A 23466-nucleotide genomic window follows, 5' to 3' on the forward strand; every position below is an offset into this window, starting at 1 on the left:
ACGATGTCTCACCCCTGCGGGGTATTTGCGTTCTAACACGCATTAAAATTTGAAGGTATTTTGAATTCCTGAATGTATATTCAAACGGTTCCCCCCAAGTCTCTGCTGAATATGCGGAAATCAAACTCGCATACCCCACACAAATCAGCCCTGACCGCGCCTCGCCTACCGACAGTTTGATGGATTTTATCAGGTTTCCCAGACTATCGACGCCGGTCAGGATGCCAGTTGATAACCGTCCGTGATCACCGAACGTTTCCGCGACTACTCTTGTCTCACATCACAGTAATCACCAAATCTTTCCAAAAGCGGGCACTCTTTTTTCGTGTCTTTCGCTTTTTTCGTGGTTAATTTCTTTTAGATGCAGAGCCAAAATCCACAATGGCTGCGTTGCATTTTCTGTGATTGATCCCTCAACCATTATGGTGGCCCAGCGTATCGGCCCGACGTTTGCATCACACTAAATTCCAGCTAGGTGGCGACCAAATTGACCTCGTCGTATACAATTCACCGATGCCCCTCCTGGCTACACCCCGGAAACTCCCCAGCACCGTTCGAATACTGCGACAATACAATTCATGCCCCGACAAACTTCCAGCCGACAACGGTTTTCTGAGTATCTCGACGCCATCCGTGTCAAATCCGCACCTGCTGATGCTGCGCTCGCAGGTCAGGACAAACTGCGAGAAACTCCGCGACATGATCGATCTTTCTATACGCTGTTGCGGGAATTCCTGAAGTTGCTGACCGGTCATCGAAAAATGATCGCCTTTTCGCTGTTTACGCTCAGCATCTCGACGGTTCTCAAACTCGTCCCCCCCGCCGCCACGAAGATTGCCATCGACTACGTTTTCACCGGCCGGCCGCTACCGGAATCGGTCACGAGTCGTGTCTCCCTCCCCGCCAATCCGCGTGACCTGTTGATCCTCCTGGCGGTCACCGTCATTTCTATTTCGGTCATCGAAATCGTGATTCACGTTTGGGGGCGGTGGTTGGCGACAAAATCGACCAAACTCGTGCAGATGTCGGTCCGCAAACGTGTCTTCGATCATGCGGTGCGACTGCCGCTGCATCGGGTCTATCAACTCAAGTCGGGCGGGGTCACCAGTATTCTGCGGGAGGATGCCGGGGGTGTGGCCGAATTGATTTTCAGCATGCTCTACAATCCTTGGCGGGCGATCATTCAACTGGTTGGCAGTTTGGCTGTGCTGGCCTGGGTTGATTGGCGACTGTTGCTCGGCTCGTTGATTCTATTGCCGGCGGTCTACATCACGCACAGCACTTGGATCAGCCGGATCCGTCCACTGCAACGCGATATTCGTCGGCGCCGTCAGGAAATCGACAGCCACGCTACTGAGGCCTTTGGCGGCATGCGGGTGGTGCGGACCTTCGGGCGTCAACGCAGCGAAGCGGGTCGTTTCACCCGCGGCAATCACCTGATGGCGCGGCAAGAACTGTTGGCCTGGTGGAGGATGCGGATCGTAGAAACGGTTTGGAGCGTACTGATCCCCCTCGCCTCCTCCGGCCTGTTGATCTATGGCGGACTGCAGGTCTTGCAGGGTGAAATCACGCTGGGCGACTTGATGATGTTCCTGTTTTATCTCGCCATGCTCCTCGAACCGGTCGCAGTGTTGGCCAACAGCGCCACGCAATTCCAAAGCAGTCTCGCAGGTTTGGATCGCGTGCTGGACCTGATGGCCGATCCCCAAGAAATGCTGCCGGCCCCCCATGCAGTCTCACTCGATCCGCAAACGGTCGCTGGCCGTTTGACGCTCCGCGATGTCAGTTTTCATTATCCCGGCACCGAGACACCCGTGTTAAAGGACATCAACCTGGAGGTCGAACCTGGCGAAACGTTGGCATTGGTCGGTCCGAGCGGCGCCGGGAAAACGACGCTATGCAACCTGATCGCCCGCTTTTACGACCCCACGTCCGGCGAGATCGATATCGACGGTGTGAATCTCAAAGATATTCGCGTCGAGAGTTATCGCGAATTATTGAGCATCGTCGAACAGGATATCTTTCTCTTCGACGGGACAGTGGCGGAAAATATCGGCTATGGAGCCAAGTCAGCCACAATCGAGGATATCCAAGAAGCCGCCCGCGCTGCCAACGCGGATCTCTTTATCCAGGAACTGCCTGACGGTTATGACACGGTCATCGGCGAACGGGGAGTACGGCTCAGCGGGGGACAACGGCAACGTCTGGCCATTGCCCGCGCGATCTTAGCCGATCCCCGCATTCTGATTTTGGATGAAGCGACCAGCAATCTAGATACCGAAAGCGAACGCCTGATCCAAGACAGCTTGGCGACACTCACCGCTGGCCGGACATGCTTCGTCATCGCGCACCGGTTGAGCACCATCACCGACGCCGACCGCATTTTTGTACTCGAACAAGGCCGGATCGTTGAATCGGGAACGCACCACGGTCTCATGGATCAGAGCAGCCGGTATCGCGAAATGGTAGAATTACAAATGAGTTAACTGCCGCGCCGCTTTCATGACGGACGAGGTGATGGAATTGACTTGTTGGCCTGACCGCAAGAGCATCGCGTTTGTGGATGTCGTGTTCAGTATGAATGACCCCAGCTTATAGCTACGCTGCCATAGAGACACTCGTATGACCCGCGGAATCTTACAGGCCTTGGGGGGATTAGGACTGTTCCTGTTGGGGATGCAGTTGTTGACGCAAGGTCTGCGCTCGACGGCTGACGATCGATTGCGCTGGCTGATTAAACGCTCCACACGCAATCCGCTGCAAGGAGTGGCCACCGGTTGCTTGTCCACAGCCATCGTACAGTCATCCAGCGCGATTACGGTCTTAGCAGTGGGATTTGTCAACGCCGGCATCTTGAGTTTTCCCGAGGCATTGGGAATCATCTTCGGCGCAAATATCGGCACAACGATTACTGGTTGGTTTGTTGCCCTGTTGGGGTTCAATCTACAACTTGACGAATTTGCGATGCCGCTGGTTTTGTTGGGCGTGATCTTCAAAATATTCGGCCGAGGCAAATGCGAAGCGGCGGGAACCGCAATTACGGGATTTGGATTGATCTTTGTGGGCATCAGCACCATGCAACTGGGCATGGCGGAATTCCGCGGCATTGTGACTCCCGAGATATTTCCCTCCGACACGATTCCAGGACGGCTGCTGCTGGTTTTGATCGGCGTGGTGATCACCGTCGTCACGCAATCCTCCAGTGCGGGAGTCGCCGCAGCACTGGTGGCACTGCATGCGAATTCCATTTCGCTCAACCAAGCCGCCGCCATCGTCATCGGCATGAATTTGGGAACGACCTTCACGGCGATGTTGGCCACGGTTGGCGGCAACGTCCAAGCGCGGAGAACCGGTTTCGCACACGTCGCCTTCAATTCGCTGACCGCTATCGGCGCCTTTTTTCTGTTAACACCCTTTTTAGATACGGTCGCAGCTTTGTGGCCCGGCGCGGAGGCGAATTCTCCGGAACTGGTGCTTGTCGGTTTTCATACGTTCTTCAATATGATCGGCGTGATCGCGATTTTGCCTTTCACGCGCACTTTCGCCAACTTGATCGAGCGAATGTTTCCCGAGCGCGGCAATCTCCTGGTGAAACGGCTGGACAAAAATCAGTTATCCACTCCCGTCGCCGCACTGGATGCCGTTTCCGCAACCATCCATGACATCCTCCAGGTCGTCTTCCACGAATTGAGCCGCTGGTTACGACAACCGGCCGCAGTCACGGACGAACAACTCGCACTGGATATTGAAGACGCCCTCGACCAGACGCAGGAATACTTGCAGGCAATTCCCGTCCAGGCCGAGGATCAAATCACCGACCATGCCTTTTTAGCCTGTGTCCACACACTCGACCATTTGCGACGCGTGAATCGGCGACTGCAAGATCAAGCCCGCCTCCGCACCTGTCGCGCGGAACCGGACTTGTCGAATATGGCGGACAAATTGGCGACCGCGTGCGAGCGGATCGCCGAAGAAGAATTCCCACTGTCCCCGGAACAGGCAGAGGCGTACCACGACATCAATCACCAGCTGAAAACTGATATGCGGACATTTCGCGAGCAAGCCGTCTCCACCACCGCGCACGGAAAATTGACACCCAGCGAGGCCATCAAACACATGGATGCCGCGCGTTGGCTGCGGCGAATTGGATACCACGTCTGGCGGGTGGCGTACCACATGTCCGCACAAACAAACGAGGACACCCCCGATTTCAAGCAGAAGTGATCTTAGCAACGCCTTCGTTCCATGTATCGTTACGCATCTGACGACGACATCGGAGAACCAATACCGGAAAAGTCGATATCCCATTCTCTGAGTAGCCGGGTTGCGCGTCGCCGGCGTAAAGCCCGGCGCACCGAAGTTATGGGCCACATCTGTTTCCAGCAAATCAGATAGGCGCCTTTGAACGTGGGAAGATAGTACTGCTGCGTTGAATCCAGATAAAGGAAACCTGTTGCTATCTGATCGTAAAATTCCTTGATCAAATCCTGTTTGAGTTGTTCGACGAGTTGTTCGGTGGGCGGCAGACGTCTCTTCTTTTTGCCGGCTGCGAGTTCTTCAACGGCGCGCTGATGCACACGATAGAGGCGTGACGGTCGCTTGATATCAGAAAACTGTAGGAGCGTTTTGTGCGATACAGGAGCGAACGCGCCCTCCACTGTGTTGTTGGTAGTGCCGATTTCGCTGCCATCATCAAACTCAGTGCTGAACTCCACATGATCGTTTCGCACGGAAATCTTTTTGGCGTCTTCCTGTTCGGTAAAACCCCAGATCACTGCCGCGATGGCTTGGTCTTGTTCCATGGGGTTCACGAACAACATGACAACAGCGATGGCATCCGGAACCAAATCCGGGACCAACACATACTCCACGATGGAAAAACCGACTTGCTCCATTTCGCGGGCCGTCGACTCAAAGAATTCAACTGCGGCTTGCGGGATGGGAGTTATTTCAGGATCAAAGATGTCGAGACTCGGATCCGCGTTATGCTTCAGAGTCGCCTTAATCACCAGTGGTAAGAGCAAGTACGCACATGCGACCAGAACCAACAGGATGAGACCGATTTGCATCGACGGGGCAAGTTCTTGGAATGTTTCGAGCACCAATCCGTTTCCCTAACAGAGATTTTCCTGTCGATGATTTTCGGCCTCACGCACGGTCCATTGTCAGAATGTTACCCTGTATGGGGCGCTCGTTCTATAAATTACCATGCAGTCCGTCACAAGATCCTAGGAGCTTTCAGCACGCGCTCTCGATAGTTACGATTTAACGACCAGCCTAAGGCATCGTAAATTCGTGTCCGTCGGACGGAACCGTCAATACCGGGCAGCGGGCTTTGCGGACGACTTTTTCGGCGACACTTCCGATCAGCAGATGGGAAATCCCGGTGCGGCCATGCGTTCCCATTACGATCAGGTCGATGTCCTTCGCTTTGGCGTATTGAATAATCTCCGAAAATGGAGCCCCTTCGCGAATTTCCTGCACGACATTCTTGACTGAGCCCGCCACCGACGCAGCCGTCTCCTGCAATTTGTTGGTCACTGCGTTATGCAGGTCCTGCATGATTTCGTCCGACACGGCGAAAAATCCGTCCGAACCCATCGCCACTGCCGTATCATTGGCAATCACATGTACCAGATGGATTTCCGCACCAAACTTTTCAGCAAGATTTTGCGCATACTTCAATGCGTTCGCGCCATTGTCGCTGAAGTCGGTCGGCACCAGGATTCGATTCAACATCGTGACAGCTCTCCTACTTTTTGCGTTACTGGATTTCCAGATGTCCAAGTCACTTTAGGCAGTCAATTGTAGCGCGCATGCCGCCAACTGGCCAGACCCTAAGCACTGACTTTTGCGGTTCACCCTGTTTCCCAGTCGGTGGAGTTCAACGACTCGCGAAGCTGCTCGACCGTTCGAATCGCACGCTCACCGGCCGATCCGCCGTCGTCGAATTCATGCAACAGGTATTCCGCCTTTTCAAACGTGCAAAAGCGATCCAACTGCGCATGGAATACCTCGAAGTCCTCGGAACGCAGAGCATCGGGCAAGGAGGCGTATTTTCGAATCAGATGTTGCGGATTGTTGGCGAGAACGATTTCACGGCAGCGCGCCGCAATATCAACACATGCGGCGCGGCATGCGGAAATTCCGGTCAGCAACAGGAATTTATCCCGCTGCGGATACTGCTGTTTCTGTTGTGAGACTTCCGCAAGACGGGCAAATGCCGTCATGGCTGCTTCGTCATTCATGATAATTGCCGGGCGCTGTCAGGAAACCCCGCGGCGAAGCCACAGGCATAAAGACCAAACACAATGAGCGGCCAAGACCACGACCGCTCCCCCACTCCATATCAGCGAATCAATCAAAACGGGATTTGCAGACCATCGTATGCCAATTCAATCCCCTGAGGCAATCGCGAATTCGTCGCTTCGTGTTCCAGGGTGTGTGCAATATGCGTGAAGTAGGTCCGTTGCGGCTTGACCCGCTCAACCACTTCTAATGCCTGTTCGATATTCAAGTGCGTTGGATGCGGTTCCTCACGCAATGCATCTAAGACCAGAACCTCCAAGCCCTCCAACAACGGCCAACTCTCATCGGGAATTTGGCTAACATCGGTACAAAAGGCGACATCGCCAATTCGAAATCCCAACACCGGTAACTTCCCATGCAGCAAACGAATCGGCTGCACAGTTTGCCCCAACAGCGTAAACGGTTCGAGCTCGATGCGCTGAAACTCCAAGGCTGGCACGGCACCGCGATGATTGTTCCGCGGGACTTCAAAGGCGTAATTGTAAGACCTGCGAATCTGCTGCTCGACATTGGCTTCACAATACAGCGGCACCGGCCCCTTGAGGTAAAAGCCGAACAGCCGCAAATCATCCAAGCCAAACAGATGATCAGCATGGCTATGCGTATAGAGAGCTGCGTGAATCAAATCAACTCGCTCTCGCAACAGTTGCATCCGCAATTCCGGCGGGGTGTCGATCAGGAAATTCCCGCCCGGGACCGACACCACAACGCCCGTCCGTGTGCGTTTGTTGCGCGGATTCGTTGACTCACAGACCTCGCAATGACAGCCGATCATCGGCACGCCGTGGCTGGTTCCGGTCCCCAACAGGGTCAATTTTGATGTTTTTGTAGGTGGCAGTGTCGGCATAATATCAATCGAAGGAGGGAAAAGCAGAGGAATTTGGATGATACCGAACGGACCGCTGTTGAACACCCTGTCGTGTGAGCAACAGACCAATATTGCGAGGCGGTCGCCGGTTTCCCACCACGAAACCTAACCTGGCAATGCGGATGAAAACTCGGCTAAAATCACAGTCCCCCGGTTTTGTGCCTCATGCATCAAGATACGTTTGTGCGCAAGCAGTGAAACATCGCGACAGCAAAGTTGTTCTCGCCAGACAGAAAAATAATAACCAACCTCAGGCATAGTGCCATAGAACTATGCCATTCATCGTGTGCAACGAATGCTCTGGAGCGAATGATGACCCAGGCACATGATCAATCAAATCACTGCAATCCAAGTAGGGATTTCCTGTAGTTCGTTGTGGTACACGATCGTTACTGCTTGTAAATTCTTAATGCTTTTCTAGAATGAAATGAGTCGAGTTGGTCGATAAGAGATTGGTCGACTTTTGATTTCTTGCAAACGACGACAACAAGACATTACCATATTTTGGTAGCTCAGACGGGAGGATAGCTGGGCCGCGGTTAAACGCAGGCCCGGGCGAGCGCCTATCCTTCTTCTGGGCTACCTTTTTTTTATGCGCCCACCGCTCACGCCCGCAGCGGAGGGTCGTTCCCCCCCTCGCGCGAATGGACGGGAAAAACCTCAATGGCAGAATCCTCCGAGACAGAGACCCACCAACCAGCCAGTTTCCAAAGCTTACGCGTCTGTTCCTTTGAAAGCCGCAAAGGCAATGAAATGCGGTCGCTGATCGAACGGCACGGCGGTCTGGCAACGATTGCCCCCTCGATGCAAGAAGTACCGCTCGGAGAAAACCCCGAAGCGTTGCAATTTGCCGAAGAGCTATTTGCCGGCCAGATCGACATCATCGCCTTCATGACGGGCGTTGGTGCCAAGGCACTCTTAGCGGCCATCGAAACCCGCTATCCCCGCGAGAAGTTTCTAGACGCGCTGCGGCAAACCCACTGCATTGTCCGCGGCCCGAAGCCGGCCGCCGTATTTCGCAGCTGGAAAGTCCCCTTTGCCGGACAAGCCCCGGAACCGAACACGTGGCGGGAATTGCTCACGGTTTTCGGCGAGGACCTTGCCGGCATAGTCGTTGCCGTGCAGGAGTACGGACGGCCTAGCACCGAGTTTTATGCGGCCTTGGAACAACGTGGGGCAACTGTTCGGCCCGTCACCGTTTATCAATGGGCACTCCCCGACGACACGGAACCGTTGCTTTCAGCAATCCGCGCGACCGTCGCGGGCGACCATGACGTGCTGATGTTCACCAGCGCGCAGCAACTGCACAACACGTTGGAAGTCGCCGAAACGGCGGGATTGAAGCAGGATTGGCTGGACGCTGCGGCGAATTGCGTCATCGCCTCCATCGGTCCCACAGCCAGTGAGCACCTGCATTCCGTCGGTTTGCCCGTGGACCTTGAACCGGACCACCCAAAAATGGGACACTTAGTGCGAGCCGCCGCTCAAGCCGCGCCGAAGATTCTAGAATCCAAACGCGGCAACGATTGAGCAAGCAGCGCGCTGATACTAACGAACGACCTCAATTGCCGCGGAATTGACGCATCTTGACTACTCCCGAACTTCAAAATAGCCGGTTTATGCGCGCTGCTCGCCGCGAACCGGTCGACACGACCCCCATCTGGCTGATGCGACAAGCTGGACGGTACATGCCCGAATACATGGCCATCCGGAACAAAGTCACCTTTCTGGAATTGTGCAAACGCCCCGACTTGGCCGCCGAGGTCACGCTCGTCGCCCGGGAACGCCTAGGAGTCGACGCAGCGATCCTGTTTGCCGACTTGCTCCCGATTCTGGAACCAATGGGCCTGAACTTAGAATACGCCAAGGGCGAAGGCCCCGTGATTCACAATCCGCTCTCGTCGCCGTCCGATGTCGATCGTTGCCACGAGTTGGAGGACATGGAGGCGCTTGGCTTCGTTTTCGAAGCGGTCAAACTCATTCGCCGCGACCTCCCGGCTGACATTCCGCTACTTGGTTTCGCCGGTGCTCCGTTTACATTGGCTTCCTATGCGATCGAGGGGGGTGGCTCGCGGAATTACATTCATACCAAACAGTGGATGTACTCCGATCCAGCCGCTTGGAATACGTTGATGCAGCGGCTGTCCAACAGCGTTGCGCGGTATTTGAAAGCACAAATCGCCGCCGGCTGCCAAGCGGTCCAAATATTTGATAGCTGGGCCGGTTGCCTCTCCCCGGACGATTACCGGCAATACGTCCTGCCACACACCAAAGCCCTCATTGATGCGCTGCCCAAAGACGTGCCGGTGATCAATTTCCTGACCGGCAATCCCGCGCTGTTGCCACTACTACGCGAAGCGGGTGGACAGGTCATCGGAATTGATTGGCGGATCGGACTGGCCGAAGCCTGGGACATCGTCGGCCACGACGTCGCCGTCCAGGGAAATCTTGATCCTGTCTCGTTGATGGCGGATACAAAGGTTTTGCGCAAACGGACGCAAGACGTGATGAATGCTGCTGCAGGACGTCCCGGCCATATTTTCAATCTGGGACACGGAATCATGCCGCAAGTGCCCGTGGAAAATGCGATCGCGCTGGTGGATATGGTCCATGAATTGGGAGCCGCCGGGCCGTCATGAATCCCGCTGCCCCCACCAGCGTGCGCCGCGTCGCTGTGATCGGCGGCGGAATCTCCGGATTGTCCGCAGCGCATCGTCTGACTGAACTGCGTTCCGAATCGCAACAGCCACTGGATATCATGCTCTTCGAAGCGAGCGACCGGTTGGCCGGTGTGATGGGGACCGAGGAAATCGATGGTTACCACGTCGAGACCGGTGCCGATTCGTTCATCACCGACAAGCCGTGGGCCGTCGATTTGGCCAAACGGTTGGGCTTGGAGGATCGTTTGATCTCCCCCGACGCCAATTACCGGCGGTCGTTGGTCCTGCACAACGGCAAACCGCAACCGATCCCTGAAGGGTTCATGCTGCTCGCCCCATCAAAAATCGGCCCCGTCCTCAAATCGCCCCTGCTCAGCCCCTGGGGCAAACTACGGCTGGGAATGGAATACATTCTGCCGCGCGGCAATAACGGACAAGACGAAAGCCTCGCCCATTTCGTGCGGCGACGTCTCGGGCGTGAGGTATTAGACCGAATCGTGCAGCCGTTGGTGGGAGGAATTTATACCTCCGACCCAGAAAAACTGAGTCTTCGTGCAACCCTGCCCCGTTTTCTCGACATGGAAAAAGAGCACCGCAGCTTGATTCGGGCATCACGCCGCCAATCCGCGCGACGCAAAGACAATAGCGGGAGCGGGGCGCGTTATGGATTGTTCGCCACTTTTGCCACCGGAATCTCTGAACTCTTCGCTGCCCTGATCGCCTCACTGAAAAATTGCGACGTCCGCATGAATACCGCCGTCACACGTTTGACGCCCGGCCCCGAGAATGCGTCGGCCACTTTGGAAACGGCCGATGGACGTCACGAAGAATTCGACGCGGTCATCGCCGCCCTGCCCGCTTATCGCGTCGGCGATTTGGTCGCGGCCTTTGCTGCGCCGCTGGCCGCGCAGTTGCAGTCGATCGAGTACGCCTCCAGCGCGATCGTCGTCACCGGGCATCGTCTCGCCGATGTCGCCAATCCGCTCAATGCGTTCGGCTTAGTCATTCCCGCGGTTGAAAACCGCAAAATTCTCGCCGTCTCGTTCACCAGTCGCAAGTTCCCCGACCGCGCTCCCAACGACTGCGTCCAACTCCGCACCTTCGTGGGAGGCGCCATGCAGCCGGAATTGTTGGAATTGGATGACGAACAACTCTTGTCCCTCGTGCGCGGCGAATTGGCGGAGCTACTCGGCGTCCAGGGAGAACCGCAAATCGCCCGCATCGCCCGTTACCAACAAGCCATGCCGCAATACCACGTCGGTCACCTGGAGCGCGTCGAGCGGATCGAAGCCGCAGCGGCCGCCCTCCCCTTTTTCGAACTCGCCGGCAACGCCTACCACGGCGTCGGCATCCCCGACTGCGTACATAGCGGCGAACAAGCTGCCGAACGGGTGTTTTCGAGGATTTGATATGATCGTCCTGCCGCGTGGAATTACAGGATTCACAAATCGAAAAGATCCGCCGCTTCCTGTCAGCATTGAAAAATGCCAATTTCGCAGTGACTGTTATCAGGTCGCTCGTCGGTGCGACGCGGCAGTTCGTTCCATCGATGAACCTTCTGGGGTTGAAAACTTTCGAACTACAGAATTCGCCATTGGTGACGAAAATTTCTTAACTCTCTTGAACATACATTTCCCCTATTTGGCGATGGCGCAAGTGCGACACGTCGGAGATTTGACCCTCAATTTCATCGATGTTCCCGCATTCGCCTCTGAATTTCGTGCTATCGATCGGTACCAGGTCCTAACTGCCGACGACCTAGCACAGCCGATTACTGAATCGATGGTTGGGAATTTGTCGAGGGCCGAATTGCATGAAATGAAATATTGGAATCCGCAAACGATGGGCGAGGTGATATTCAACTATTGGGACTAATGAGCATCAAATAGTCTCGCAAACGTGCGGGAATGTTCCAATTGGCCTCCAGATTTCTCATGCGTGACAATCGCGTACATCCGCCTATAATGTGGTAACTAATGGTTAATAGACCCGTTTTGGCACGGTTCCACAGAACGGTGACAACTCTTTACGCATAGATGGCAGTGGACAGAGCATGAAATCAGCAACCTACGACAGCCAGCTTCGCGAGATCTCCACCAAAATCGAAGCCTGCGAACGCGTGACCTATGACGAAGGCGTGTTTCTGGCCGAGCAGGTCGACGTGCAGACGCTGGGCCGGTTGGCGAATCTTGTCCGCGAACGCAAAAACGGCGATTTCGCGTACTACAACACCAACATGCACCTGAATCCCACGAACGTCTGCGTCTATCGCTGCACGTTCTGTGCGTTTCGATCCGACTTGCATGCGGACAAAGCCTACGAATTCACCGACGATATGATTCGCGAACGGGTCGCCGAAGCCCAGGCGGCCGGTGCCACGGAAATCCATGTTGTCGGCGGCTTGCATCACCAAAAAGATTTTGACTGGTACGTCAACATCATCCGCGTGATCCACGAAGCCTGTCCGGAGATCCATATCAAAGCCTGGACGGCGGTCGAGATCAATTGGTTCTGCTTCAAAACCAAACAATCGATCCCTTGGGTTTTGGAACAGCTCATCAATGCCGGTTTGGGAAGCATGCCGGGCGGCGGGGCGGAGATCTTTCACGAAGATGTCCGCGGCAAAATCTGCGAGCACAAAGCAGACGGCGAAAACTGGATTGATATTCATCGCCAGGCACACAAGCTAGGTCTCCGCACAAACGCGACGATGCTCTATGGCCATATCGAAACCGAAGCGCATCGCGTCGATCACCTCTGCCGACTCCGCGCCCTACAGGACGAAACCGGCGGGTTTCAAACCTTCATCCCACTGGCCTTTCATCCGGAAAACACCGGTTTGGACCAAATCCAAAAGCCAAGCGGATTGACCGACCTGAAGGTCATGGCACTCTCCCGCATCATGCTGGACAACTTCGATCATATCAAAGCGTATTGGATCATGTTGGGGCAAGAGACCGCGCAACTCGCACTCAGTTTTGGCGCCGACGATCTCGACGGCACAGTTGTGCACGAGATCATTTATCACGACGCCGGTGCCCAGACGCCCGAAGGGCTGACGGTCGCGCAATTGACCGATCTGATCACCGAAGCAGGCCGCATTCCGGTCGAACGCGATACGCTCTACCGCAAAGTGATCCGCGACGGGGCTGCCTGGCATATCGGCGAACCGATCCTGACTGGTGCCGGCGTCTAATACCCGGGGCCACTAAGATCGCGTTGATCACTGGAACCTGTCTTTCTGGCGCATTCCATTCTATCGCTATGCGCGGCGCTGACTTCCTTGCCGTTAGATGCCGCCCCAGAATTTGACGGCTTGTGGTGGTGATCGCGTCACGCTGGGCAGGGACGTACTAGGGTTTTGCAGAGACCAGCGCTACGTAGCGCGCGGATTCCCCTAGGCGTCACAAAAAAGGCCCTCCCATGTCCTCCAACGACTCGCACAATAATTCGCAATCCAATTCCCAATCTGCTGTGGCACCCCAAGCTCCAAAAACGGGGCAAGGTTGTGCGAACTGCGAATCCACGGACGATTGGGGCCACTCGTCCTGGTGTCCACGGTGCGGCTGGTACCCGGCTCTCAACACCTGTGTCGAGGTCGATTCCGCTGAGGAAGATGTCCAGCAAGAACAACCGCTGGAATGGTACGAAGTGATTCCTGGCTGGGCTTGGGTTGTGGGCGCCGGCGAAGTCGCCTTGATTGTGCTCAGTATCCTGGGCCGTGTCACGACCGACACGGTCAGCGGCGAACGTGGGCATTGGGCATTGATCCAGTTATTCGTTGGCTTCTGCTCGCTGATGGTTGGGCAAGCCTGGGCCTATATGTATGCCGTGATGAAATCATCCGATTTCGGCCCCACTGATATCTTCTTTCAACCGCTGGCAATTTGGGGGCCGTCGAACCGAATCCTGCCAAAAAGTGCTCCGCGATTGGCCTTGGCCGTCTGGGGCGCCACAGCTGCATTTTTGGCCGTCGCTGTCATCGGTGGAATCAACTACAACGCGTTGTTCGAAGACTGGGGATTTGAAGAACAAGCCCAAGCCAACATGGTCCACGAAATCGTACGACAGGCTCGTGAAGGTGAAGGCGAAGAGTCCCTGGAAGAAGCCATCGACGAATTTGTCGGGGATGAAGAAGACAAAGAAGAGGTCATCATTGAAACCCAGGATCTGGACTGCCTGATCATCGGTTATATCGGGGAGTCGCCTGAAAAATTCACCGGCTTGGTACTGGCCAGTTTGGTGAAGGGTAAACTGCAATACGTCGGCACCGTCTTCAATGGCATCCCCAAAGAAGACCGCGAGATCCTAGCGGATCGCATGGCAACACTTGGTCGCGACCGGCCGTTTGTTAAAGCCAAAGTGGCAGCCAACTGGCTACAACCCACACTCATGTGCCGCATCAATTGCGAAGGACTGACCAAACGCAACAAGTTGAAAAAACCGGCCTTCGTGTCGCGGTTGGCAGATGCAAAATAGTTTCCCTGTCCAATGGCCTCCCCGCTCCAACGGGGAGGCTGCGGGCAGGATCTCTCGACGCATCATTGCGGTGTAGAGCGAGGGTCGCGATGTGTCGTGGCTTGTGGGGCCGGTTGCGAATTGCTGCTCGATTGGGGACGTTCCCAGATTCCAGCGGAATTGCGTAAGATGCGTTTCGCCAATTCCCGCGCATACAGGCGATGTCCCTCTCGCGAATATCCCAACGTCTCTTCTTGGAAGAGCGTAGCGGGGACATCCGAAGCTTGAAACGCCGGCGACGTATCACACATCGTGATCGTTTCTTGCTGGCAGTAGTCGGCCAAAATCTGAAAAGGCCGACGACTCGCGCAATGCGTCCCAACGGGAACACCGATCTCGTTGCGCAGGGCCTCCCCACCACTTGCGGTGGGACAAATCTGCCACGGCACAGGACCAGCGGCCACGAGTAGATCGGCGAATAAACCTCGCGTTAGAGTCTTGAGTTGCTGCAGCGGTTCCATCGATTGCTCAATGTAGGGCGACCAATCGGGTGGATCGTCCTTCAGCCATGCGTAACGGCCAGTGGCGACCGAAATATTGTCAGCCTCCCCATCGCCAATGTTGTCCGCCACCAATTCCGAAGCCGTCCGTTTGCCCCATTGCAGCAGCAACAACAATTCGCAATCGGGCGAGGCCCCGGTATTCGGAGCCGGCAATAATTTGGGATGCGTACAATTCAACGGAAGACCGTCCCGCGACATGGCCGTCATTCGCCGATAGTGGTAATCGTCGGCAACGTCGGACATATCGAAGTTCATCACAAACACATCAGCTTGCAGCGCAGCCAGTTGATGCTTGACCTGCAAATACGACAGCAATGGACAATAGCCCGGGACACCCGCGTTGACGACCTCTACGCGTTGTCGCGTGTATTGTTGCAGCAGCGCTTCCAACTGCCCGGCAAAAGTCTCTTCCTCCGGAACCTCAGTGGCCAACGTTCGTTCATCCCCCAAACAAACAATCCGATACACGCCAGGAGGCTTGGGCACGACGATTTCGTCTCCCCGCAGCCCTAGACTGTTAATGCGGACCGTAACTCCCGGAGTCTCGCCCACCGTTGGCGATTGCTGTGTTTCGGACGGCTTGAGAGCGTGATGCGTCGTCCAAGATCGGTGCACGATCCCTTGATCGAAGATATCACTCCGCGTGATCTGCCCCGTATAGGAATCGTATATGCGCAACCCGACCTCGCCAAGCACTACAAGAATCAGTAGCGCCAACACCGCGTAAATGAGATGTTTGAGATCTGCTAGCCGAGTTCGGATCATCGGGAAATCGAGCCAGGAATGAAGGCGACACCGCCCGTCGTAGATGAGAGGGGGCGGAGTGTAACCCACAACCTAAAAACAAGACAACCCAGCTTTTCCCACAACCATTCTAAGATACCCCAGCGGCTCAGCCGCTTGGTTCGAGCTTCCGCTCGGGTTGTGAGATGCCGCTCCCGGTGGTCGCTGTGCGTTAGATGCATTGCGTCCGCGGGAGGGCGAAGCTCCTGCTGAGCCGCATCAGCTGGCTAGAATCTGCGATATCTACAAGCAGACAACGCGACTTCGAAATGCGTGGCTCGGCGCAACCCTCGCCCTCCCGTCACGCTGTTTTCAACGCGCAGCGACCACCGGGAGCGGCCCGTTTGCACTCCGAGCGGCAGCTCGCACCAAGCGGCTGAGCCGCCCTAGGGTAGTTTAAGGGTCATTCCTTCGCGGATTGCGTTGGGGCTGGACAAGTGCTCAGCGTTTGCGCGAAAGATGTCGAGAGCCTTGCGTCGCGAACCGTAGAATTTCACGGCGATCCGTTCTAGCGAATCACCACGTCGCACTTTGTATTCTCGCGGCGCAGCTGTCTGCGTCGTACCAGCCTCCGAATGACCACTCGAATCGCGGACTACATTTCCCAGTGGACGGCTGCTAACGGGAACAAACAGCGAATCCCGACTGCTGGAGCGTTCGCTGCGGCTGGCTGACGGATTCTCAGCGACGGGGCCGTTGGGTTTCACGATCGGTTTTGCCGGCGCAACATGGCGATTGGGGATAACGATCTTGGTTCCCACGCGGAGTTGATTGGGATTGGCGAGGACATCGCGATTTGCTTCGTAGATATCGACCGCGCGATGACTGCCATCTAAAAACTTGGCAGCGATGCGCGATAAGGTATCTCCCGGCTGAATGATGTAGGTTCGCTGTTGAGTCACTTGCGGACGAATCGGGTGCTGCTTCAGTTCCTCAGCGACTGACGGAGCGACGACGTCCCAGCCTTCATTATGCCGCGGTTGCCGGTCAGTGGTGACCACCGACGGCGTTTCCGATTGAATGGGCGCTGGAATCGCGGTATTGCTTCCGAACGCTTCTTGCGACAGATCATCATCGCCAAGGTTCGACACCCACATCTCAGCGTCGTCTCCGGCATTCTCAGCGACGCGGCCGAGCGTATTGCCACTTTCAACCGGGCGCGAGGTGATCAGTTTCTGATTCCGGGGAGAGTGTTGTTTCGATTCGCTTGCAGCATCGGTTGCGGTCTGTTTGTTGTCGGAGACCAAGTCCGCATCTGCCGCGTCGGTCCCGTTCAACCAGCTCAACCACCCCTCATCTTCTGCAGCGGTTTCATCGGCGTTCGGAGCCGCCGGCGCATCGGAAGGACTTTCAAGCCCCGTGAGATGCGGCGTGTGCGGCCGGTCCAGGATTTCTGCATCGATGTCAGAGAAGTCCTCGTGCGCAGTTTCAGCGCCCGCATCGTCTTGAGATTTACCACACCAAAGGACCATGGCTGCGAACCCCAGAAGCATTATGGCTAATGCTGCGGGTACTTTAAGTTCACGATTCATGATTGATCCATATGTTTTTGCCTTCCCCTGTATCTCGAAATATCGACGGCTGGTCCGAAAAACGAGACCAGATTTTGAGATAATCAGCAAAATGACTGCGCCTGCCTCACCGCGCGCACGGCTGGTTGGGTCATGACCAAAATAGGGCCGCCCCACAAAATCAACATAACCTGCCGCTATTAACGCACCACTACGACTGTCGAGGTCCCTATGCCTTAGAGTTCAAACGAACACTCCTCAGCGCATAAAAAATCCCGCCGTAATGTGCGGCGGGATTTTTTTAAGAATCTTGCGTCTTCCGTCGGCAGCCCCATTCTATTGGGCAAACTCCGGACGGCGGCGGCGGAGCTGATCTTTCAGGCGGTTCACAATGCTGGAGTGCATTTGGCTCACGCGACTTTCAGACAGCCCGAGCGTGTTGCCGATCTCCTTCATCGTCAGTTCCTCATAATAATAGAGGATGATGATCAGCCGTTCGTTACGATTCAGGCCCTTGGTGACCAACTTCATTAGATCGCGACGTTGGATCGATTCGGTGGGATCCTCTCCCTTGCCATCTTCCAACACATCGATTTCGCGCACGTCTTTGTAGCTATCTGTCTCGTACCACTTCTTATTCAAGCTGACGAGATTGACGGCGTTGGCTTCGCTTTTGTGCTTGTTGAACTCTTCGGGCGTGAGTTCCATTTTGGCGGCGATTTCGCTGTCCGTGGGAGGCCGTCCCACTTCGGCTTCCGCTTTTTTCCGCGCATTCTCCAATTTGCTGGCTTTGCTGCGGACCAAACGCGGGACCCAATCCATCGTCCGCAATTCATCGAGCATCGCTCCCCGAATCCGCGGTACGCAATAGGTCTCGAACTTCACACCGCGTTCAAGATCAAACGCATCAATGGCATCCATCAATCCAAAGACGCCGGCGGAAATCAGATCGTTCAGATCCACACCTTCGGGCAATTTGGCCCAGACGCGTTCGGCATTGTAGCGCACCAACGGTAAATACCGTTCCATCAGCTTATTCCGCAACTGTAAATTGGTCTGGTCTTTTTTATATTCTTGCCAGGTTTCCAAAACGAGCGGATCAATTTTTGTTGCCATGCAACCCTCCTTGGTGCGTTACGTTCAACAGACGTGATATCGGCGATTAGAATTTAGTGTCGGTGAATCGGTGTTGTGGTCACCGCTCAGTTATACTGATAACAAGATGCTATCTCCCCATACAAAATAACGCGGCGCTCCTTCAGCTTTTACAAGCCGACTGAAGTCAAGACCTACGACTCCTGAACGGCTGACGGCGCTGTTATGTCGGCGAACTCCGCAACTGCATTTTCTTCGACGACCCGACGAGCAATCTCGCCGACAAACAATCCGATGACGAAGAAGCAGACGGCTTTGGTCCCCGCCGCAATTAACGCGGCATGAAATGCTTCGCCTGTCACGGCCGACTCGATCACCGAGACCGCGAACATGATTAAAGACAACCGAATTGCAAACTGTTTGGCCACGCGTCAATATCCGATATCCACTACTCGGGAAATCGGCATGCCGCGAATCCGTATCCGCGCACAAGATTTCCCCGTTGAGGATATCGGCACTCTGGCCTGAAAACTCTAGCAAAACTTTACTGATCCGCATGCGCCGCAAACTCGCTAAATAACTTCTAGTCTCGCCAACTTGACAAACAGACCGATTCAAGATGCCTGTGCCGCCTCGCGCGGACGACTCGGCCAGATTCGAGAAAAGAAATCGCCGCGGGATTGTTTGACCCGTGAGATGTTCTTAATTCGGCGAGCCAATTGTTCGATCGCACGACTGGCAGGACAACGGGGCGCATGTAACAAAAATGGTGTTTGAAGATTGACCGCTTCGGGAACAGCCGTGTCATAGGGAACGAAGCCCCCGGCCCCCACCTCAGTTTGTAGGAATAACCGCGATGTCTCGCCAATCCGTTCTAAAATCCGCGTCGCTTCCTCACGACTGCGCGCCTGATTGACGACCGCTTCTAAAACCGGAATCTCCGGCGACGACATCAACGCCTTGATTGTAGCGTATGAGTCAGCAATCGAGGTGGGCTCGGGCGTCGTGATGACGAGCACAACATCGGCGGATTCCAAAAACCGCCGCACACGGCGATCGATGCCCGACCCGGTATCGATGATTAAATAATCGTGCGAGTGCTCAAGCTCGACTAACTGGCTCAGCATCTTTTTTTGCACCCGCTCGGGACAGTCCGCCACGTCGACCAAGCCACCTGCTCCCGGGATGACCCGCACACCAGCCGGCCCCGTCCGACAGATCTCGGCCAACGTCCTGACCCCGCTGACCATGTGTGAAAGATTCCAATAACTGTTTTCGTGACACAAGACGTCGATGTTTCCTAACCCCAGATTCGCATCCAGCACGCAAACCTCAGCCCCCGATTGCCGCAACGCAATTGCCATATTCAACGCGAGGTTACTTTTGCCCACCCCTCCTTTACCGCTGGTGATGGCAATCGTCCGTGCGCGCAACGACCTGCCATGCGGGACCACGATGGCATCGCTTTCTTGCTGGTCGACCAGACCTCTTAACACGCGTGCTTGGTCGTTCATTGGATTTGATTCACACCTCGGATTGGTGACAGGCATTCATTTGAGCGACAGAAACGGAAAAACAGAAAATCTACAACAACGCGGCACGGCAACAGGCAATCGCTCAATGATCAAACAGCGACTCACTCCCAAGTACCAACCGCGCCATCCGCTCTGCCTCCGCCGTTTCGATATCGTCGGGGACATCCTGGCCGGTGGTCAAATAGCTGACCGGTGCCTCAATCTTCCGGGCTGAGGACAACAATGCCCCCATGCCGGCTGCCTCATCAAGCTTGGTGAGAATCACCGATGTCGTTCCGGCCACCGCAAATTGCCGAGCAGTCGTTTCCAAACTACGTGCACTCGCCACCAAACTCATCACCAAATGCACTTCGTCAACCTTGGCCTCTAACAAGAAGTTCTGCAACTCTTGAATCTTAGGTTCGTCACGTGGACTACGACCGGCTGTGTCAATCAGCACGAGATCCAACCCGGACAACTCATCCATCGCCCGCCGCATCTCCAAAGGACTAGTGACAACCTTCATCGGCAAATCAATAATCTCGGCATAGGTCCGCAGTTGCTCCACAGCGGCAATCCGATAGGTATCGACGGTCACCAAACCCATGCGAATTCCATCACGCAGACGAAAATTCGCCGCCAACTTCGCAATGGTCGTCGTCTTCCCGACTCCCGTAGGACCCACCAAGGCAACCGTTCTGCGTTGCCCGGGCGTGACGCGAATCGGACCGCTGCAATGCAGCTCGTTTTGGACCATCTGTGACAAACGCGCCTTGGCGAGTTGCACGTCCTGCAACTCCTCGTCAGTACACTCCGCCTTTAGGCGACAAACCATTTCCTGAGCCAGTGTGTCCTCGACTTCACCGTCGATCAATTCCGCATAGAGATGAAACAAATCACTTGGAACCTCATCGCTACGTCGCGCCGCCGCGGTTTGACTCAGCGACTTGACCATCTGCTCAATCGATCGCAACTGGCTCGAAATCGGCGACGAATCCGCAGCTTGCGAACCCGAGGGCTGCGACACAACTGACGGCAATTCCCTCTCCGTGACTGGCTCACGCGTCGGAGCCGGCGGCGGTGAGAGCAATTCCGGCGACGGTGCAAACACCTCCGGAGCCGCCGTTCGCGACAAATCGATCTCCAGCGACACACCGCCGTCATCAACAGGAGCCTTCGGCGGCGAGGCGACTGCGGCGGGTTGAACCGCGCGTGCAGCGGGTGTCCGCACATTCACGCCAGTCCCGGCAGTGACTTCTACACGCTGGCTGGTACGCCGCCATTTGAGAAACCGCGGTTGCGGGATCTCGCGTGTGTGCAAAATCACCGCATCAGGGCCCAATTCGCGCCGCACGACATCCAATGCCTGCTGCATTGTTTCCGCTCGATAAGTCCGCACATCCGCCATTGTCTAGATTCCTTCCAATTCTCACTTCGATCCGCTGAACTCCGGGACACCCCCAACGGGGCCGTGGTTAGCCGGCCGATGCTGCGCCGGCACCCGCAACAGCTTCCACGCCAACCTGACCGATCGCCTCCACCTGTGTATCTCGCGTAATTTCGTTCAAACTCAAAACCGCCAACGACGGCAACACCGCAGACGTAATCTGCTTGAGCGTCGCTCGAATCTGTGGGCTGACCACAATCACCGGCTGATGACCCGCTGCCGTCAGACGCTGCAACTCCTCAGCCACTCCACGCGTGACCGCTTCGGACACCTGCGGCGAAAGCTTCACCACCGTGCCACGCTCACCATGTTCGATCCCCGCCGCGACGAGATCCTCGATCGCCGGATCCATCGTAATGACTCGCAATACGCGATTCTTATCGCGCAACTGCTGACAAATCTGCCGCGACAACCCGTGCCGGACATACTCAGTCAGAATGCCTGTATCCTTCGTCCGATCCGCCCAATCCGTTAACGACTCCAGAATCGCCTCCAAATTGCGAATCGGCACCTGCTCGCGCAACAGATTCGTCAGCACTTGATGCACTTGCGACGTCTTTAACAGGTCAGGAATCAACTCTTCGACCACCTTGGGAGACCGTTCCTTCAAATTATCAATCAATTGATGCACTTGCTGCCGCGACAACAACTCGTCGCTGTGCTGGCGGACAACTTCAGTCAAATGCGTGACAATCACCGCCGCCGGCTCAATCACGCTATAACCCATCAACTCTGCCCGCTCCCGCTGTCCGCTTTCAATCCAGACCGCCGGACGCCCAAACGCCGGCTCAACGGTTTCCACGCCGGGAACCGTCCCGTTGGTCGCACCGGTATCGATCGCCAACAACCCGTCCGGATACGCATCGCCCCAGGCCACCGCCACATCGTTGATCTTGACTTGATACTGCCGCTGCTCGAGACGGATATTGTCGCGAATCCGCACCTTCGGCAGAATGATCCCCAACTCCTGCGCCACTTTGTGCCGCACCCGCGTCACCCGATCCAGCAAATCGCCGCCCGAATTCACGTCGGCCAAACGGATCAAACCAAAGCCCAATTCCAACTCCATCGGATCAACCAGCAAGTTGTCCTCAGGCTTCGGCTCCGGCCGTGCCTTCTCTTCTTTTTCCGCATCTGCAGCAACCTGGGCTACCGCTTTATGTTTACGACTTGTCGTGAGCGAATAACCCACACCGGCACACGCAGCCCCCAAGATAAACAACGGAGGCCCCGGCAAACCGGTAAACGACAATGCCACCAAAAACCCGGCAGCAATCCACATCGCTTGAGGCGAACTAAAGATTTGCCCCACCATGTCGCCCGAAAGGTCACTGTCACTCGACGATCGCGTAATCAACAAGCCGGCTGCTAATGAGATCAAGAACGCCGGTACCTGACTGACCAACCCGTCGCCGATCGTCAATTTCGTAAAGGTTTCGATCGCCACCCGAAATGTCATGTCGTTTTCGACCATACCCATGTAGATCCCGCCGACCAAGTTGATCAACGTAATCACAATCCCGGCAATCGCATCACCACGGACAAACTTACTGGCACCATCCATGGCCCCATAGAAGTCCGCTTGCTGCGAGATCTCTTCCCGCCGCACTTTCGCCTGCTCGGCGCTAATAATTCCGGCGTTCAGATCGGCATCGATGGCCATCTGCTTACCCGGCATTCCATCCAACGCAAACCGGGCCGCTACTTCACTAATCCGCGTCGCCCCCTTGGTGATCACCAAGAATTGAATCACGACGATAATAATAAAGATGATCAGCCCCACCGCCACGCTGTCGCCGGCGACAAACCGCTGAAACGAGGCAATCACCTCTCCGGCGGCAAACTCACCATCGCTGGCACCACGCGTTAAAATCAACCGTGTCGAGGCCACATTGAGCACCAACCGCGCCAACGTGGTACCCAACAGCAACGCCGGGAAGACACTAAAATCGAGCGGTTTACGGGCATAAATCGTAGTCAGCAAGACCACAGCACCGACGGTCAAGTTGCAAGCCAGCAACACGTCCATCGTCCACGCCGGCAGCGGGACCACGAACACAAGGATCGAGGCAAAGATGACCAGCGGGAAGATGAGTTCCCGATACTTAGCCCACATGACTTCCAAACGATGAGACGCCGCAGTTGGCATCCATGCCTCCCGGGAAAGTCGAATTGGAAGAATTTATCCAATTCGAAGAAAATTTAAAGATTTGATTAAAGTTGGCGAAAAAGAGAGCCGGGGGTTGATACTGAAAACT

Annotated in this window: 18 protein-coding genes; 7 read left to right on the forward strand and 11 right to left on the reverse strand. The window is 55.5% G+C overall.

What is annotated here, in order from left to right:
• Positions 1–578: 578 nt before the first annotated feature.
• Both Mal52_RS16770 and Mal52_RS16775 read left to right on the forward strand, forming a co-directional pair.
• On the forward strand, positions 579–2486 hold the full coding sequence (locus Mal52_RS16770) for an ABC transporter ATP-binding protein (protein ID WP_145377400.1): 1908 nt from the start codon (positions 579–581) through the stop codon (positions 2484–2486).
• Between the two features lie 136 nt (positions 2487–2622).
• Entirely contained in the window at positions 2623–4224 is a 1602-nt protein-coding gene (locus tag Mal52_RS16775) for a Na/Pi cotransporter family protein (RefSeq protein ID WP_145377402.1), read from the forward strand.
• A gap of 29 nt (positions 4225–4253) precedes the next feature.
• Here Mal52_RS16775 and Mal52_RS16780 read toward each other — a convergent pair whose 3' ends face one another.
• The 4 genes from Mal52_RS16780 to Mal52_RS16795 all read right to left on the reverse strand — a co-directional run bounded on the left by Mal52_RS16780 (position 4254) and on the right by Mal52_RS16795 (position 7156).
• Positions 4254–5102 carry a hypothetical protein gene (locus Mal52_RS16780; protein WP_145377404.1) on the reverse strand — a complete coding sequence of 283 codons (849 nt, stop codon included), beginning with the start codon at positions 5100–5102 and terminating at the stop codon, positions 4254–4256.
• Positions 5103–5277: 175 nt separating this feature from the next.
• Complete coding sequence (locus Mal52_RS16785; protein ID WP_145377406.1) at positions 5278–5739, reverse strand: universal stress protein; 462 nt, start codon at positions 5737–5739, stop codon at positions 5278–5280.
• A gap of 119 nt (positions 5740–5858) precedes the next feature.
• On the reverse strand, positions 5859–6248 hold the full coding sequence (locus tag Mal52_RS16790; protein ID WP_145377408.1) for a hypothetical protein: 390 nt from the start codon (positions 6246–6248) through the stop codon (positions 5859–5861).
• Positions 6249–6361: 113 nt separating this feature from the next.
• Positions 6362–7156, reverse strand: coding sequence for an MBL fold metallo-hydrolase (locus Mal52_RS16795; protein WP_145377410.1), 795 nt, complete (start codon positions 7154–7156; stop codon positions 6362–6364).
• 684 nt (positions 7157–7840) lie between these two features.
• On the opposite strand from Mal52_RS16795, the gene Mal52_RS29855 reads away from it, so the two are divergent.
• The 5 genes from Mal52_RS29855 to Mal52_RS16815 all read left to right on the forward strand — a co-directional run bounded on the left by Mal52_RS29855 (position 7841) and on the right by Mal52_RS16815 (position 14316).
• The gene (locus tag Mal52_RS29855) at positions 7841–8707 is read left to right on the forward strand and encodes a uroporphyrinogen-III synthase (protein WP_197534263.1); all 867 of its coding nucleotides are present in this window, start codon (positions 7841–7843) and stop codon (positions 8705–8707) included.
• A gap of 56 nt (positions 8708–8763) precedes the next feature.
• On the forward strand, positions 8764–9816 hold the full coding sequence (hemE, locus tag Mal52_RS29860) for a uroporphyrinogen decarboxylase (RefSeq protein WP_197534264.1): 1053 nt from the start codon (positions 8764–8766) through the stop codon (positions 9814–9816).
• Positions 9813–11246, forward strand: a complete 1434-nt coding sequence (hemG, locus tag Mal52_RS16805; protein WP_145377411.1) for a protoporphyrinogen oxidase — start codon at positions 9813–9815, stop codon at positions 11244–11246. The genes hemE and hemG overlap by 4 nt, the downstream gene beginning before the upstream one ends.
• A 644-nt stretch (positions 11247–11890) precedes the next feature.
• A complete protein-coding gene (mqnE, locus tag Mal52_RS16810; protein WP_145377413.1) occupies positions 11891–13033 on the forward strand; it encodes an aminofutalosine synthase MqnE in 1143 nt (380 codons plus the stop codon).
• 227 nt (positions 13034–13260) lie between these two features.
• A complete protein-coding gene (locus Mal52_RS16815; RefSeq protein WP_145377415.1) occupies positions 13261–14316 on the forward strand; it encodes an ATP dependent DNA ligase in 1056 nt (351 codons plus the stop codon).
• Between the two features lie 62 nt (positions 14317–14378).
• Here Mal52_RS16815 and Mal52_RS16820 read toward each other — a convergent pair whose 3' ends face one another.
• From Mal52_RS16820 to flhA, 7 genes are all read right to left on the reverse strand, one after another.
• A complete protein-coding gene (locus Mal52_RS16820) occupies positions 14379–15623 on the reverse strand; it encodes an SGNH/GDSL hydrolase family protein (RefSeq protein WP_145377417.1) in 1245 nt (414 codons plus the stop codon).
• 404 nt (positions 15624–16027) lie between these two features.
• Entirely contained in the window at positions 16028–17173 is a 1146-nt protein-coding gene (locus Mal52_RS16825; protein ID WP_145377419.1) for a LysM peptidoglycan-binding domain-containing protein, read from the reverse strand.
• A 315-nt stretch (positions 17174–17488) separates the two neighbouring features.
• Positions 17489–18268, reverse strand: a complete 780-nt coding sequence (locus tag Mal52_RS16830) for a FliA/WhiG family RNA polymerase sigma factor (protein WP_145377421.1) — start codon at positions 18266–18268, stop codon at positions 17489–17491.
• A 173-nt stretch (positions 18269–18441) separates the two neighbouring features.
• A complete protein-coding gene (locus Mal52_RS16835) occupies positions 18442–18675 on the reverse strand; it encodes a hypothetical protein (RefSeq protein WP_145377423.1) in 234 nt (77 codons plus the stop codon).
• Between the two features lie 186 nt (positions 18676–18861).
• Complete coding sequence (locus tag Mal52_RS16840) at positions 18862–19761, reverse strand: P-loop NTPase (protein ID WP_197533247.1); 900 nt, start codon at positions 19759–19761, stop codon at positions 18862–18864.
• A gap of 103 nt (positions 19762–19864) precedes the next feature.
• On the reverse strand, positions 19865–21169 hold the full coding sequence (flhF, locus tag Mal52_RS16845; protein ID WP_145377427.1) for a flagellar biosynthesis GTPase FlhF: 1305 nt from the start codon (positions 21167–21169) through the stop codon (positions 19865–19867).
• Between the two features lie 67 nt (positions 21170–21236).
• Positions 21237–23357 carry a flagellar biosynthesis protein FlhA gene (flhA, locus tag Mal52_RS16850; protein ID WP_231961900.1) on the reverse strand — a complete coding sequence of 707 codons (2121 nt, stop codon included), beginning with the start codon at positions 23355–23357 and terminating at the stop codon, positions 21237–21239.
• Positions 23358–23466 lie beyond the last annotated feature (109 nt).

Source organism: Symmachiella dynata (genome assembly GCF_007747995.1).
Lineage (GTDB): Bacteria > Planctomycetota > Planctomycetia > Planctomycetales > Planctomycetaceae > Symmachiella > Symmachiella dynata.

Bases quoted from the DNA above. Each gene is read 5' to 3' on its own strand.
- Mal52_RS16770 (WP_145377400.1), top strand. From the start codon at position 579: ATGCCCCGACAAACTTCCAGCCGACAACGGTTTTCTGAGTATCTCGAC.
- Mal52_RS16775 (WP_145377402.1), top strand. From the start codon at position 2,623: ATGACCCGCGGAATCTTACAGGCCTTGGGGGGATTAGGACTGTTCCTG.
- Mal52_RS16785 (WP_145377406.1), bottom strand. From the start codon at position 5,739: ATGTTGAATCGAATCCTGGTGCCGACCGACTTCAGCGACAATGGCGCG.
- Mal52_RS16790 (WP_145377408.1), bottom strand. From the start codon at position 6,248: ATGAATGACGAAGCAGCCATGACGGCATTTGCCCGTCTTGCGGAAGTC.
- Mal52_RS16795 (WP_145377410.1), bottom strand. From the start codon at position 7,156: ATGCCGACACTGCCACCTACAAAAACATCAAAATTGACCCTGTTGGGG.
- Mal52_RS29855 (WP_197534263.1), top strand. From the start codon at position 7,841: ATGGCAGAATCCTCCGAGACAGAGACCCACCAACCAGCCAGTTTCCAA.
- hemG (WP_145377411.1), top strand. From the start codon at position 9,813: ATGAATCCCGCTGCCCCCACCAGCGTGCGCCGCGTCGCTGTGATCGGC.
- mqnE (WP_145377413.1), top strand. From the start codon at position 11,891: ATGAAATCAGCAACCTACGACAGCCAGCTTCGCGAGATCTCCACCAAA.
- Mal52_RS16815 (WP_145377415.1), top strand. From the start codon at position 13,261: ATGTCCTCCAACGACTCGCACAATAATTCGCAATCCAATTCCCAATCT.
- Mal52_RS16820 (WP_145377417.1), bottom strand. From the start codon at position 15,623: ATGATCCGAACTCGGCTAGCAGATCTCAAACATCTCATTTACGCGGTG.
- Mal52_RS16825 (WP_145377419.1), bottom strand. From the start codon at position 17,173: ATGAATCGTGAACTTAAAGTACCCGCAGCATTAGCCATAATGCTTCTG.
- Mal52_RS16830 (WP_145377421.1), bottom strand. From the start codon at position 18,268: ATGGCAACAAAAATTGATCCGCTCGTTTTGGAAACCTGGCAAGAATAT.
- Mal52_RS16840 (WP_197533247.1), bottom strand. From the start codon at position 19,761: ATGAACGACCAAGCACGCGTGTTAAGAGGTCTGGTCGACCAGCAAGAA.
- flhF (WP_145377427.1), bottom strand. From the start codon at position 21,169: ATGGCGGATGTGCGGACTTATCGAGCGGAAACAATGCAGCAGGCATTG.
- flhA (WP_231961900.1), bottom strand. From the start codon at position 23,357: ATGCCAACTGCGGCGTCTCATCGTTTGGAAGTCATGTGGGCTAAGTAT.